General features: G+C 58.0%; 12 protein-coding genes. 6 read left to right on the top strand and 6 right to left on the bottom strand.

Annotated features, from left to right (window positions below; all coding sequences use genetic code 11):
• Nucleotides 1–29 precede the first annotated feature (29 nt).
• The 6 genes from Q1B21_RS20260 to dusB all read right to left on the bottom strand — a co-directional run bounded on the left by Q1B21_RS20260 (nt 30) and on the right by dusB (nt 7949).
• Nucleotides 30–626, bottom strand: a complete 597-nt coding sequence (locus Q1B21_RS20260; RefSeq protein WP_299892636.1) for a helix-turn-helix transcriptional regulator — start codon at nt 624–626, stop codon at nt 30–32.
• Nucleotides 627–719: 93 nt separating this feature from the next.
• Complete coding sequence (locus Q1B21_RS20255; RefSeq protein ID WP_298934864.1) at nt 720–2129, bottom strand: sigma-54 dependent transcriptional regulator; 1410 nt, start codon at nt 2127–2129, stop codon at nt 720–722.
• Nucleotides 2126–4390, bottom strand: coding sequence for a PAS domain-containing sensor histidine kinase (locus tag Q1B21_RS20250; protein WP_298934863.1), 2265 nt, complete (start codon nt 4388–4390; stop codon nt 2126–2128). Before Q1B21_RS20250 ends, Q1B21_RS20255 begins: the two co-directional genes overlap by 4 nt.
• Before the next feature lie 123 nt (nt 4391–4513).
• Nucleotides 4514–5881, bottom strand: coding sequence for a response regulator (locus tag Q1B21_RS20245; protein WP_298934862.1), 1368 nt, complete (start codon nt 5879–5881; stop codon nt 4514–4516).
• Nucleotides 5881–6969, bottom strand: coding sequence for an ATP-binding protein (locus Q1B21_RS20240; protein WP_298934861.1), 1089 nt, complete (start codon nt 6967–6969; stop codon nt 5881–5883). Before Q1B21_RS20240 ends, Q1B21_RS20245 begins: the two co-directional genes overlap by 1 nt.
• Entirely contained in the window at nt 6966–7949 is a 984-nt protein-coding gene (gene dusB / locus Q1B21_RS20235; RefSeq protein ID WP_299075700.1) for a tRNA dihydrouridine synthase DusB, read from the bottom strand. The genes Q1B21_RS20240 and dusB overlap by 4 nt, the downstream gene beginning before the upstream one ends.
• A gap of 184 nt (nt 7950–8133) precedes the next feature.
• On the opposite strand from dusB, the gene Q1B21_RS20230 reads away from it, so the two are divergent.
• The 6 genes from Q1B21_RS20230 (at nt 8134) to Q1B21_RS20205 (ending at nt 14162) form a co-directional block, all read left to right on the top strand.
• On the top strand, nt 8134–9264 hold the full coding sequence (locus Q1B21_RS20230) for a bifunctional 2-C-methyl-D-erythritol 4-phosphate cytidylyltransferase/2-C-methyl-D-erythritol 2,4-cyclodiphosphate synthase (RefSeq protein ID WP_299892633.1): 1131 nt from the start codon (nt 8134–8136) through the stop codon (nt 9262–9264).
• A complete protein-coding gene (locus tag Q1B21_RS20225; protein ID WP_299892631.1) occupies nt 9261–9758 on the top strand; it encodes a phosphatidylglycerophosphatase A in 498 nt (165 codons plus the stop codon). Before Q1B21_RS20230 ends, Q1B21_RS20225 begins: the two co-directional genes overlap by 4 nt.
• On the top strand, nt 9755–10231 hold the full coding sequence (locus Q1B21_RS20220; RefSeq protein WP_299892629.1) for a CinA family protein: 477 nt from the start codon (nt 9755–9757) through the stop codon (nt 10229–10231). The genes Q1B21_RS20225 and Q1B21_RS20220 overlap by 4 nt, the downstream gene beginning before the upstream one ends.
• Nucleotides 10232–10432: 201 nt before the next feature.
• Nucleotides 10433–11614, top strand: a complete 1182-nt coding sequence (locus tag Q1B21_RS20215; RefSeq protein ID WP_299075707.1) for an ammonium transporter — start codon at nt 10433–10435, stop codon at nt 11612–11614.
• Nucleotides 11615–11756: 142 nt separating this feature from the next.
• Nucleotides 11757–12434, top strand: a complete 678-nt coding sequence (locus Q1B21_RS20210) for an orotate phosphoribosyltransferase (protein ID WP_298934855.1) — start codon at nt 11757–11759, stop codon at nt 12432–12434.
• 237 nt (nt 12435–12671) lie between these two features.
• On the top strand, nt 12672–14162 hold the full coding sequence (locus tag Q1B21_RS20205; protein ID WP_298934854.1) for a replicative DNA helicase: 1491 nt from the start codon (nt 12672–12674) through the stop codon (nt 14160–14162).
• Nucleotides 14163–14165: the final 3 nt, after the last annotated feature.

The following is a 14165-nucleotide window of genomic DNA, read 5'->3' as shown; positions in this document are numbered from 1 at the left end:
AGGCCAGCACCGCGCGTTGAACGCATAAATTATGCGGTGCTGGCCCGAGAGCCGCTGACCAACCGAACCGGTGTGCCATCCGACAGATACAAGCGCTCCCACCTGATTTCGCCCGCGCTGATCCGGATCCGGTCATGCACAGCCTCGGATGTCAAAAAAGCCTTGGGATTGGGCGAGTGCTGATCCCACCACCCCTCGTTCGCCAATTCAGCTTCGGCATGGCGAATTTCTTCGGTGGCGAATTGCCAAAGTGACACGCCCAGCAAGGCCTGCTGGCTGGTGTTCCAGTCACGCGCCCGACTGGCCGAATAGGCAAGACACTTATGACTGGTCTCTTCTACGAGATGAACACATTCGGTGGAACTCATGACCAGCCGCCGCAAGGCGCTGTCATCTTCCTTGATGGGACCAAGGGCTGAAAACACCGCCTGTTGTGTTTCCAGCAATGGCGTTTGGGCACCGTTTTCCCATCTGGATATCGTGGTTTGATCGACCTGCAACAATTCGGCCAGAGCCGCCTGTTTCAACCCAACAGACCGGCGCAATCGTTTCAGGCGCTTGCCGAAGGCGGGATACCCTCGAGTCTCGAGCGCGTAGCTGACAATATGTGCAGGCCCCTTATTCACACGCGTGTCCTCGTCTGACTGGTTCCCGACACGTGTGATCGCCAACTATTGGACGACGACAGGTCGGAAACGCGATCAGGTTGTCGCGGCTGATTACTCTGCCGGTTCCGGTTCATCCAGTTGCGCCACCCGCGCGCCAGACTTGTTGGACGTGACCACACCCAGAGATTTCAACTTGCGGTGCAACGCGCTGCGCTCCATCCCGACGAAACTTGCCGTACGGCTGATATTGCCACCAAACCGGTTGATCTGAGTCAGCAAATATTCCCGTTCGAATGCTTCGCGCGCCTCGCGCAATGGCAGGGTTGCCAGAGCACCAGACAGAACCACCCGGCCTGATTCTTCGGCCTTGTCCTCATCGCTTGGCAATTCACGGGCTTCAATCGGGCCCGTCCCATCACCCAGGATCAGCACGCGTTCTATCAGGTTCTTCAACTGCCGCACGTTGCCGGGCCACGTCATGGTTTGCAACAAAGCCACGGCTTCCTCCGACAATTCGCGAACAGGCAAACCCTGCGATTCGTTGCACATTTCGATAAAATGCTGCGCCAGAACCGGGATATCTTCGCGCCGGTCTTCCAGCGACGGCACCGCAATCGGTACCACGTTCAGGCGATGATAAAGTTCTTCACGAAAGCGATCCGATGCAATCTCGTCGTCCAGATCCCTGTTGGTTGACGATATCACCCGCAGATCGACCCGCACCTTGTCGGTGCCACCTACACGCTGGAACTGCTGATCCACCAACACGCGCAGGATTTTCGACTGAGTGCCCAAGGGCATGTCGGCGACTTCATCGAAGTAGACAACGCCGCCATGCGCCTCTTCCAGCAGGCCGGATTCAACACCGCGTTCCGAGGATTCGCGTCCGAACAGAACCTCTTCCATTCTCTCTGGCTCGACCCCAGCGCAATTGACTGTCACAAAGGGAGAGTTCGCCCGGTTGGAATGCGCGTGGATATATCGCGCCGCGATTTCCTTGCCGGACCCGGCAGGACCGCTCAGCATCACACGGCCATTCGATTTGGTCACTTTGTCCAGCTGACCCTGCATGGCCCGGAACGAGGCGGACTTGCCGATCATGTCCGAATTGCTGACCTCTTTCCGCTTGAGCGAGGCATTCTCGCGACGCAGGCGAGAGGTTTCCATCGCACGGCGGATCACCACCATCAGTTGGTCGATGTTAAAGGGCTTTTCGATAAAATCATATGCGCCCTGCTTGATCGCCGCCACGGCGATTTCGATGTTGCCATGCCCCGAAATGATCACCACCGGCACATCCGGGTTGTCCCGTTTCACCGATTTCAGGATATCGATCCCGTCCATGCGGCTGTCTTTCAGCCAGATATCCAGGATCAGCAACCCGGGGGGCTCGGAATTGATCGACGACATGCACTCATCCGAGTTTGCTGCCAGCCGGGTTGAATAGCCTTCGTCCTCCAGAATGTCGGACACCAGTTCGCGAATATCGCGTTCGTCATCTACGATCAGAATGTCGCTCATCTTTGGCCTGCTTTCAGTTTGTTGGTTTTAATCGCCTGCTTCTGTGGCGCAGCTGTTGGGGCGATATTGGGCCCCGGTAAACGGATCACAGCCATCGCGCCAAAATGGTCCTGTCCGTCAAAGACGGGCGCGTCTTCCAAAGTCAGCGCGCCGCCATGTTCTTCGATAATCTTTTTGACAATGGGCAGCCCAAGGCCGGTCCCTTCGTCACGTGTCGTAACATAAGGTTCGAACAACCGCGCCCGGTCTTCAGGAAGACCGATGCCGTTATCCGCAATCGTGATGATCGTACCCGCATCATCACTGGAAACCGCCACTTTGATTTGCGGTTTTAGGTTGTCAGGTGCGCCTTTTTCCTTAAGTGTTCCAATGGCTTCACCTGCGTTCTTGATTAAGTTCGTCAGGGCTTGATTCAACATCGTTGCATCCACATCCGCCAGCACTGGTTGATCCGGAAGATCGGCATCGATTTGCACATCCGGCTGTCCTGCCTTTTGCAGCAGCACCGCCTCGCGCACCAATCCGACGACATTCTCCTCACTGCGCTCAGGCTCCGGCATACGTGCGAATTTCGAAAATTCATCGACGATACGCCGCAAATCGTTGGTCTGCCGCACGATCACATCGGTCATCGATTCAAGGCTGTCGCAATCTTCCTCATCCAGCTTGCGCGAAAACTTGCGCTTGATCCGTTCTGCACTGAGCTGGATGGGGGTCAGCGGGTTCTTGATCTCATGTGCGATGCGACGTGCAACGTCGCCCCAGGCCGCCATCCGTTGCGCGCTGACCAGGTCGGTCACATCGTCAAAAGCCACAACATAACCTTCCAGACCACCATCTTCACCGCGCCGGATCGCCATACGCACCAGCAGGTTCTCCAACTGACCCTTTCGGGCCACCTTGACCTCACCCTGAACAGCCTCTTGCCCGCTGCTTTTCAGATTGTCGAACAAGGGCAGGAATTCTGGCACGGCAATGCCGATGGCCAATTGGTCCTCACCGCGCGACCAGTCCAGCAGCCGCTCGGCCGAACGGTTAACGAAGGTCACGCAGCCTTCGGAATCCACGCCGACGACGCCTGACGTCACCGAACTCAGAACAGAATCGAACAAGCGACGGCGGCGCTCGATCTGACGGGTGTTCTCCAGCAAGGTATCTCGCTGACCTTTCAACTGGCGGGTCATCTGGTTGAAGTAACGCCCTAACATGGCGATCTCGTCGTCGCTGGCCTCTTCTATGACCTGCACACCCAGATCACCGGCACCGACGCGTTGCGCAGCCGTTGTCAAACGGCCCACTGGCCGAGACAGGCGTTCCGCAAACCACATGCCCAGCGACATGGCCGCCAGTATCAGGATCAACGCAAAACCGAGATAGAGTAGTCCAAAGTTGAACAGGACCCTGCCCCGTTCACTTTCCAACTGCTGATAAAATCTGGCTGTTTGCTTGGTATCATCAAGCAAGGTCAACAAATCTCCGTCGACCTCACGACTGACGTAGAGATAGCGGTCCAGATAGGATTGCAGCGGTACCAACGCGCGGAATTCGTTGTTTTCCCAATCTGCAATAATCAGGAGCCCAGTGTCAGTCGACTCGACGATCTGTTCGGGCGTCGGTGGTTCGTAGTTGAATAGATAGGAACGATCCCCGCGCGAACGGATTTCACCACTGCCATCAATGACATATGCCTCGCGCAATCCGCGCTGAATCTGCGCTTGCCCTTGCGCCAGAACCTCGCGCAGCTCGGCATCAGAGATATAGAAATCCAGCGAGCGTGCGTTGTCCAGAAAACGCGCCAGAACGGCGGCATCCTGTGTCAGGCCCTGGCGGTGTTCTAGTTCATATGCTTCAGCCGCAGTGAGAGATGAGCCAACAACCTGACGCACCCGGTCTGAAAACCACCCCTCAAGGCCGATATTAACAGTCAGACCGGCGAAAATAGCCACCGTGACCGTCGGCACGAGCGCCAGCAACGTAAATGCACCGATCAACCGCAAATGCAGGCGTGAACCGGCGGATTTCGCGCGCCGCGCTGCGATCAGACTGCCGACCTGACTTAGAACAAGCGCTGCGACCACGAGGACATAGACCAGGTCAGCAAGCAGAATCAGCCGTAGCGTCGGAGCGGTCGCCCCAAGATCAAATGGACCAATAACAAGGTAGGTTGCCAACGCCAGCACGGGTCCTAGAAGAACCAACCCCAAGGTGCCGAAATTGCGCAGTTTTCGGGATTTCCGCCATCGATTAATCGATAGGATCATCCCGCTCTGTGCTCGGGTTGCCACCGTCTGCCCTCATCCTGATGTGCCGCTTGTGCGGCTTACCGCCATATATCGTGGTCTTTACCCGAGAGAGACCCGGATGCCACGGTTTGTGTGGCGATATTACATCAGTTTGCGTCGGCGTGTCACCTGTATATCGAGATCTGTAATCTTTTTCCGCAGCGTATTCCGGTTAATCCCCAGTAAATCGGCGCATTTCGCCTGATTTCCGCCCGTCGCATCCAGTGCAATTTCAATCAGCGGCGCTTCGACCTCGCGCAAAATCCGCTGGTACAGGCCCGGAGGTGGCAGCATATTCCCGTGCAAGTCAAAATAGCGCCTCAGGTGTCGTCCGACAGACGTCGACAGCTTCTCGCGTTCCCCGCCCCCCAAAACCGGTTCAGCCTCGGGCTGGCTTCCCAACACCATTTCGACCTCGGCCTTGGATATCTCATCTGCCCGGCTGGTCAGGCTTAGGCGGCGGATTGCATTTTCCAACTGGCGTACGTTTCCCGGCCAGGAATATCTCCGAACCAGCTCAACCGCCTCGGGGCTAAGCCAGCGTTTCGCACCGCTTTCCCGCTCCTCTCGCGCAAGAAAATGCTCTGTCAGCAAGGTGATATCATCCACCCGCTCGCGCAGCGCAGGGACATGGATCGTGGCACCACATAGCCGGTAGTACAGATCCTGACGGATCCGCCCCCCTTCCATGCCTTCGGTCAGGTCAGTCTGACTGGTGGCCATGAACCGCGGAACATGATCGCCTGGTGTGTCCATCATTCGTACGATACGGGCCTGAATCTCGTCATCTATGTCGGCAATCTCATCGATCAGCAACGTGCCACCACGTACCCGAGCCATGACCCTGGCCGGCCCTTCCAAATCACGAAGATCAGCTGCAGTCGCGGTGACAAAAGGCAACGTGCGCCGGTCCGAAAAATCGTGAATAGCCCGTGCAATCAGGGATTTCCCGGTGCCACTTTCACCTGAAATCATCACCGACAGGTCGGTGTTCATCACCCGTGCCACCAGCCGGTAAAGCGCCTGCATGACCGGTGTTCGCCCAACCAGAGGCAGCTCATCCGGGCGTTCGCCGCTATCGTCGGCGGGCTCTATTTGTGATCGTTGCTTTTGATCCAGTGCCCGGGCGGTACGCTTCATCAAATCCGGCAGATCGAACGGCTTTGGCAGATAGTCATACGCATCCGCCTCGGCCGCCTGGATCGCCGTCATGATCGTATTCTGCGCCGAAATCACGATGACCGGCAGACCCGGACGATCTTCGGCAATTTTAGGCAACATTTCCAAACCATTGCCGTCCGGCATGACGACATCCGAGATCACAACATCACCCTTGCCTTCGCTGACCCATCGCATGAGTGTTGTCAGGGATGAGGTGGCATGCACCTTGCACCCTGCACGCGTCAGTGCCTGGGTCAGAACCGTGCGGATCGTGCGGTCGTCATCTGCGACAAGTACAGTGCCATCCATCAACTGCTCTCCTTATTGTCTTCTGTCTGGTCTCGCGGCGCACGACGCAGCGAGATTCGAAATACAGTGCGGCCCGGCACAGACTCGGCCGAAATCCATCCGTCATGATCCGAGATAATCTTGCTGACCAATGCCAAACCCAGCCCTGTGCCGTTTTCCCGGCCCGAAACAAACGGGTCGAATATGTCACCACGGATGTCTTCCGGCAGGCCCGGACCATCATCAATGATTTCGATCTGCAAGGGCAGCGAGTGACCCGATCCATCGCTTCGTCGCAGGCGAAACGAGTGTTCGAAATATGTGCGCAAGCGAATGGACCCGCCTTTGGGTCCAGCCGCCTCGGACGCGTTTTTAAGCAGGTTCAGAACCACCTGCAAAAACTGATCCGGATCGCCATAGGCGAGCGGCAGCGAAGGGTCATAGTCCTCGATGATTGCCATATCAGCGCCAAAGCCCAACAGTGCCGACCGGCGCGCCCGGTCCAACACATCGTGGATATTGACCGGTTTGAAATCAGGTTGCTGAAGGTTTCCGAATTGCTCGACCTGCTCTAGCAATTTCACAATTCGGCGACTTTCAGCAACAATTAGATCTGTTAGTTCAAGGTCTTGCTGCGCGATATTCATGCTAAGAAGCTGCGCGGCGCCGGTGATTCCGGCCAAGGGGTTTTTGATCTCATGGGCCAGCATTTCGGCCATACCGATGGCCGATTGTGCTGCTGATTTGACCGTGTTCCCCCGTGTCATCCGCCCCGCCAATTCCCGAGGGGATATGATCATGATCATCGATCCCGGATGACCAACCAGTGGGGCAATCTGTAGCGCGCATTGCAATGGCGCGCGGTTCCCAGATCCTGCGTCGACATCATTCACGAACAAGGGGGTACCCTGTGCTCGTGCGCGTAAAAACGCCTCTTCCAGCGGGGCATCCACAGCGATCTGGTCCCAGACCGGATGGCCAATAACCGCCTTGCGCGAGGCATTCAAAAACCCTTCGCCCGATGAATTCACATCCGAGATCCGGTCGTCTGAATCAATGATGAAGGCGGGAACGGGCAGCGAATTCCAGATGCTTTTGTCCGAGTTCATGCCGCTTCCTCGGCCGTGTCGCTCAGCGCATCGCTGATCAGGCGCAACACGTCGTCTGTATCGCGCGACGTTAAGACAGCGCGGCGCAAGGGTGCAGGCGTGCCAGCCTCATCCATGTACCATCCCAGATGTTTGCGTGCCACGCGCAGGCCAAGATCAACGCCGTAGAAGGCCAACATCGCTTGGTAATGGGCCTGCACCATATCAACCAACGCTGCGCCGGTCGGGATTTCGGGCGCGCCGGTTCCATAGATCTCATGACAAACCTGGGCCAGAACCCAAGGCTTGCCCTGCGCCCCTCGCCCAATCATAACGCCATCGGCACCAGATTGATGCAAGGCGGTGCGTGAAGCATTGGTGTCCGTGATGTCCCCATTTGCAATCACCGGGATCGAAACGGCGTCTTTGACGGCACGAATGGCCCGCCAATCGGCATGACCTTTGTAAAACTGGCAGCGTGTGCGCCCGTGTATCGTGACCATCTGAATGCCTGCGTTCTGTGCCCGCCTCGCCACGTCCGGGGCGTTCAGCAAGGCATCGTCCCAGCCTAACCGCGTTTTCAGCGTGACCGGCACATCTACCGCCTCAACGACTGCCTCGATCAGTGTCAGCGCATGGTCCGGTGTCTTCAACAAAGCCGAGCCGGAATACCCATTCGTTACCTTCTTGGCCGGGCAACCCATGTTGATATCAATCACGCGCGCGCCGCGACCCGCGACCTGTCGTGCGGCTTCGGCCATCCAATGCGCCTCGCGCCCAGCAAGCTGAACAGCGGTGTTTTCAACGTCGGCCGACAGTTCCGCACGCTCACGCACGCCCGGCTTGGCTTGCACCATCTCCTGACTGGCGACCATTTCGCTTACCACCATCCCGGCGCCAAAGCGCATCACGAGATCACGGAAGGGCCGATCCGTGATTCCGGCCATCGGTGCCAGCAGCACAGGCGGGTTCAGATCCTTGTCAGCAAGATGCAGGGTCAACGTGCTTAATCCTTGGGCAGTTGCGAGTTTGATATCGAATCCGCGGCGTATGAACAACAAAACGGCGGCCCACAAGCCCGCAAAATCATCATCCGCCTATTTTTTAGGCACAGTGACGCGGGTGATTGCCTCTGCTTTCACCGCCCCCTAAACAAAGACCAGAGCAGAGGAGAACACCCCTAATATGACAACCGCCGCCATTATCGTCGCCGCAGGACGCGGTTTGCGCGCCGGAGGGGATACGCCCAAGCAATGGCGCACGCTGGCGGGACGGCGTGTGGCCGACTGGACCATCGACAGGTTTCGAGGTCACGTGGATCACATCGTATTTGTGCTGTCGCCTGACGACGCGGCCGCATGGGACGAATTCCAGAACAGCGACCTGATTCTGGCCGAGGGCGGTGTTGATCGCGCCGGGTCGGTGCGCAATGGGCTGAACGCCTTGGCAGACCTAAGGGTGGAAAAAGTTCTGATCCACGACGTGGCCCGGCCTTGCGTCAACACGCGGATCATACACGATGTTCTTGCGGCACTAGACACCAAAGTCGCCGCGGCCCCTGGACTGGCTATAACTGATGCCCTTTGGACCGGTCAGCAGGCAACTGTCACCGGAACGCAGGACCGTTCGGCACTTTTTGCTGCGCAAACTCCGCAAGGGTTTCACTATGCCGCCATCGTTGGCGCGCATGCGGCGCATCCCGGCGGGGCGGCGGATGATGTGGAGGTTGCCCGGGCGGCAGATATCCATGTGGCCATCGTGCAAGGTGACGCAGACAATATCAAAATCACCAGACCCGAGGATTTTGCCCGGGCGGAACGCATAATGGGGCTGAACATGGATGTAAGACTGGGCAACGGGTATGACGTGCACCGGTTTGGGGATGGGGATCATGTGATCCTCTGCGGCGTCAAAGTTCCGCATGACCGCAGCCTGCAAGGCCATTCGGACGCGGATGTGGGAATGCATGCTGTGACCGATGCGATCTATGGTGCCTTGGCGCAGGGTGATATCGGCCAGCATTTCCCGCCCTCTGATCCGCAATGGAAAGGCGCCGCTAGTGAAATCTTCCTGCGGCACGCGGTCGAGCTGTGCAAACAGATGGGCTATCGAATTTCGAATGTAGATTGCACGCTGGTGTGCGAGTATCCAAAGATCGGGCCTCATGCGCAGGCCATGCGGGAAGAAATGTCCAGAATCATGGGATTAAACCCCGATCAGGTCTCGGTGAAAGCCACAACCTCCGAACGTCTGGGCTTTACCGGGCGCAGCGAGGGCATCGCCGCATTGGCCACGGCCTGCTTGGTGAAAACATGAGCGTCGCGCAGCTGATCGGAACCGTTTGCGGGGTCGGACACTTGCGTCCCGCACCCGGCACCTGGGGATCACTGGCAGCACTGCCGTTGGCTTGGGTATTGCACACAATCGGAGGGTTCCCCTTGCTGGTGGTGGCGACATTGGTCGTGTTTTTTGCGGGCCTTTGGGCCACGCGCATCATGACTGAAGGACAGAAAGATCACGACCCCTCAGAGATCGTGATTGATGAGGTTGCGGGCCAGTTCATCGCGCTCTGGGCGATTTCATACCCGTCCTGGGCCCACGGCATCGAGATTACCGCGCTCTGGCCCGGCTGGGTGGCCGGGTTCGTGCTGTTTCGGTTCTTCGACATAACTAAACTCGGCCCGGTAGGTTGGGCAGACCGCCGTGGCGATCCGATGGGCGTTATGCTTGATGACGTCATCGCCGGTGTATTTGCAGCGATCGGCGTTCTAGCCCTAGCTGGCATTGCGCATGGAGTTATGGGCCTGTGACCGCCGCCGATCTTCTTGACCGCGCCAAAGCGCGCAACGTGATGATCGCCACGGCGGAAAGCTGCACGGGTGGTATGGTCGCCGCCGCACTGACGGACATTCCCGGCAGCTCGGCGGTGGTCGAACGCGGGTTCGTCACCTACACGAATAAGGCCAAGCAGGACATGCTGGATGTTCGCGCCGAAACACTGGGCACCTATGGCGCCGTGTCGGAAGATGTAGCGCGTGAAATGGCCGAAGGCGCGATTCGCCATTCGCAGGCCCAATTGGCCGTTTCAATCACCGGCATCGCCGGACCGGGCGGATCCGAGTTCAAGCCCGAAGGCCGCGTGTGCTTCGGATTGGCGGCCAAAGGACATCCGACGCGGGTCGAGACCATCGAATTTGGCGCGCCGGGTCGTGACGCCGTCCGTCGCGCAGCGCGCGATCACGCGCTGGATCTGCTGTCCGACGGGCTTTCTCTTTTCGCTTAAATTTCTGGCAATCACCCCAAAATGGCGCAAGTTTAATCACCAGTTGAAAAAAGGCTGCCAAAATAGGCGATCTTTTGGGGTACTGCCTCTTTTTTCCCCGCTCGTCATTCGCTTCAACCCTGTGCACACCACTCACGAAGTGCCGGTTTGCAACGTGTTTTTGTAGACCGACACACCTGAAGCGAAAGAGGAGAACGGCCCATGAACGGAGCCGATACAGCCTGGATCATCGTCGCAACCGCGCTGGTCCTGTTCATGACATTGCCAGGCCTTGCCCTGTTTTATGGCGGCCTGGTTCGGGCCCGAAACGTGCTCAGCGTCTTCATGCATTGCTTTTCCATTGCCTGCCTGATGAGCATCTTGTGGCTGGTCGCGGGTTACTCCATTGCATTTGGTCCGGGTGAGTCCGGGCTTTGGGGTGGCCTGGGCAAGGCATTCCTGAACGGCGTCGACGTTGACAGCCTGTCCGGCACCCTGCCCGAGATACTGTTCTTTGCGTTTCAGATGACATTTGCGATCATCACCCCGGCCTTGATTGTTGGCGCATATGTCGAACGGGTTGGTTTTGGGTTCGTCCTGACGTTTTCGGGCCTTTGGATGTTGCTGTGTTACGCGCCCGTGGTGCACTGGATCTGGGGCGGCGGCATGCTGACCGATGGCGGCATTCTGGGCGAGATTGGCGTGCGGGACTTCGCAGGCGGCATCGTCGTGCACGAAACGGCTGGCATCGCTGCGTTGATCATCGCTGTTGTACTTGGTCCTCGCCTTAACCGCACGACGCCGCCACATAACCCGGGTTTTGTCATGATCGGGGCAGCGATGTTGTGGGTCGGCTGGTTTGGCTTCAACGGCGGCTCGCAATTGGCAGCCGACGGTGGCGCCGCAATGGCCATGACCGTGACGCATTTGTCGGCGGCCACGGCCTCGCTGACCTGGGCCTTGTGGGAAAAGGTCAGGTTTGGCAAAGCCTCGATGGTGGGGCTTGTCACCGGCACAATCGCTGGTTTGGCCTCAATAACACCCGCCTCTGGCTTTGTTGGGCCGGTCCAGGCGCTGATCATCGGTGGCGTTGCGGGCATCCTGTGTCAGGAGGCCGTGTATGTTATCCGCAACGTCCTTAAAATCGACGACACGCTGGATGTGTTTGCCGTGCACGGTGTCGGCGGCATCTTTGGCACGCTCATGATCGCGCTGTTTGGTCTGGGCACATGGACCGCGCAGCTGGGTGGGCTTGTTATCGTGGGTGCCTTTACGGCAGTTGTGACAATTGTGTTGGTCAAGGTGGTTGCACTGATTACGCCGCTTCGCGTAGACGCTGAGACCGAGACAAACGGGCTCGACCTTTCGGTCCACGGAGAGCGCGCCTACGATATGAGCAGCTGAGCCCACCTTAGCCTGCTCTGCCCGCAAGGGCACAAGCGGACCTTTAGGGGTCCGCTTTTCTTTTGCGCCATCCCCTCTCGACTCTGGCCTTGTCGACGGGCTATCAGCCCGCAACGTCACTGCAATCCGCCGAGGTCCCGACATGATCCCCAGTTCATTTCCCGATAGCACCGAAATCGCCCGCCTGACCGCGCGGATGCTGCTTGAGATCAAGGCCGTCCATTTCAATTCCCGCGAACCCTTCACGCTATCCAGCGGTTTGCCCAGCCCGACCTATATCGATTGCCGTAAGCTGATTTCGTACCCGCGCATCCGTTCGACCCTGATGGATTTCCTGACGGTCACTGTGATGCGCGACGTAGGCTTCGAGGCATTCGACAACATCGCAGGCGGTGAAACAGCAGGCATCCCCTTTGCCGCGATGGTCGCCGAACGTATGGCGCTGCCGATGACGTACGTTCGCAAAAAACCCAAAGGCTACGGTCGCAATGCTCGCATCGAAGGAACGATGGGCGAAGGCGATCGCGTTTTGCTGGTCGAGGACCTGACCACCGATGGCGGATCAAAGCTAAGCTTCGTTGATGCAATCCGGGAAACCGGCGCGACCTGCGGGCACACGGCCGTCATTTTCTATTACGGCATCTTCCCTGAAACCGAGAAAACGCTGGGCGATCACGGGGTTCAATTGCACAGCCTTTGCACATGGTGGGACGTGCTGGCCGAGGCCAAAGCGCAGAAAGCTTTTGATCAGGAAACACTTGATGGCGTCGAAGCCTTCCTGAACGACCCACGCGGCTGGCAAGAGGCGCATAAATCGTAAATTAGGGGCTGTGAGTGGTTTGGGGATATCGGCAGTCCGAATCGTCCCCTTGCGCGCTTATTTAGCTAATTTTCGCCTCACCCCTACCAAATGTTGCGAGAACACTGTTCTCATGACAAGATGGGGCAATGTTATCCCCAATCGGGTGGGCAGTTATCCCGACTTACCCCCATTCATTTGCAGATAGCTTGAACCGGGGCATCACGTGTAGAACCGCCGAATGGCAGCGGGGGCAGTATGAACGAGATCAGCAGTATCGAGCAGGCAGCGGCGCAAATTCAGAACGCCGAAACCATGCCGCATTCCATTGAGGCTGAACAACAGCTTCTGGGTGCGATTCTGACCAATAACGACCTGTATGACCGGGTCGCCTCAATCATTGGGGCGGAACACTTCTATGATCCGGTTCATTCGCGCATTTACGAGGTCGCCGCGACCCGTATCGCCAAGAACGCGCTGGCCTCACCGGTCACGCTGAAATCCTTCATGGCCGAGGATGAAGGCCTGAAGGAACTGGGTGGCCCGGCTTATCTGGTTAAACTCGCCGGTGCCTCGATCAGCGCCTTTGCGGTGCATGACTATGCACAGATGATCTATGATCTCGCCATCCGGCGCGAGCTGATCCGGCTTGGTCGCGATATCTCGGACAAGGCGGCACGTGTTGAAGTGTCCAGCGAACCCAAGGAACAGATCGTCGAGGCCGAACAACAGCTCTACCAACTATCCGAGCAGGGCCAGACCGAACAGGGTTTCCAATCCTTCCTCAAGGCGGTCACAGAAGCCGTTAACGTCACCAACGAGGCCTACCAGCGCGGTGGCGGCATGGCTGGGATTTCCACCGGTCTGGCCGATCTGGACAAACAGCTGGGGGGTTTGCACCCGTCTGACCTGATCATTCTGGCGGGGCGGCCGTCGATGGGAAAAACCTCTCTGGCGACCAACGTGGCGTTCAACGTGGCCAAAGCCTATAAACGCGGGCAGAAGCCGGACGGTAGCGAAGGCGCCGTTGACGGTGGCGTCGTTGGGTTCTTTTCATTGGAGATGAGCGCCGAACAGCTGGCGGGCCGTGTTCTGGCCGAAGCGTCCGAAATTTCGTCGCACAAAATCCGTCAGGGTGACATGACCGAGGCCGAGTTCCGCCGCTTCGTGGACGCCGCCAAAGAACTGGAAGCCTGTCCTCTGTTCATTGACGATACCCCTGCCCTGCCGATCTCGCAGCTGGCCGCTCGGGCGCGGCGATTGAAACGGACCCATGGGCTGGACCTGCTGGTGATCGACTATCTGCAGCTATGCCGCGGTATGGCGGAGAACCGCGTGAACGAGATTGCCGAGATTTCGATGGGCATGAAGGCCATCGCCAAAGAGTTGCAGATTCCGGTGATTGCCCTGTCCCAGCTATCGCGTCAGGTCGAAAACCGCGACGACAAACGCCCACAGCTGTCCGACCTGCGGGAATCAGGCTCGATCGAACAGGACGCCGATGTGGTGATGTTCGTGTACCGCGAGGAATACTACAAAGAACGTGAAAAACCCGGTGACCACGAGCTTGACAAGATGGAGGAGTGGAAGCAAGCCATGGAACGCCTGCATGGCAAGGCCGAAGTGATTGTCGGCAAGCAGCGCCACGGCCCCATCGGGACGGTTGACCTGTCATTCGAGGCGCAGTTCACCCGCTTCGGCAATCTGGTCAAGCCCTGGCAGCAAGACGGTCAGGTCGAAGGGTACTGATCA

The organism is uncultured Ruegeria sp., assembly GCF_947504215.1.
GTDB lineage: Bacteria > Pseudomonadota > Alphaproteobacteria > Rhodobacterales > Rhodobacteraceae > Ruegeria.
Note: the sequence above shows the minus strand (reverse complement) of the source record. Positions and strands in the feature narration are given on the sequence as shown.

Bases quoted from the DNA above. Each gene is read 5' to 3' on its own strand.
- Q1B21_RS20250 (WP_298934863.1), bottom strand. From the start codon at position 4,390: ATGATCCTATCGATTAATCGATGGCGGAAATCCCGAAAACTGCGCAAT.
- Q1B21_RS20245 (WP_298934862.1), bottom strand. From the start codon at position 5,881: ATGGATGGCACTGTACTTGTCGCAGATGACGACCGCACGATCCGCACG.
- Q1B21_RS20230 (WP_299892633.1), top strand. From the start codon at position 8,134: ATGACAACCGCCGCCATTATCGTCGCCGCAGGACGCGGTTTGCGCGCC.
- Q1B21_RS20240 (WP_298934861.1), bottom strand. From the start codon at position 6,969: ATGAACTCGGACAAAAGCATCTGGAATTCGCTGCCCGTTCCCGCCTTC.
- Q1B21_RS20225 (WP_299892631.1), top strand. From the start codon at position 9,261: ATGAGCGTCGCGCAGCTGATCGGAACCGTTTGCGGGGTCGGACACTTG.
- Q1B21_RS20210 (WP_298934855.1), top strand. From the start codon at position 11,757: ATGATCCCCAGTTCATTTCCCGATAGCACCGAAATCGCCCGCCTGACC.
- Q1B21_RS20215 (WP_299075707.1), top strand. From the start codon at position 10,433: ATGAACGGAGCCGATACAGCCTGGATCATCGTCGCAACCGCGCTGGTC.
- Q1B21_RS20255 (WP_298934864.1), bottom strand. From the start codon at position 2,129: ATGAGCGACATTCTGATCGTAGATGACGAACGCGATATTCGCGAACTG.
- Q1B21_RS20205 (WP_298934854.1), top strand. From the start codon at position 12,672: ATGAACGAGATCAGCAGTATCGAGCAGGCAGCGGCGCAAATTCAGAAC.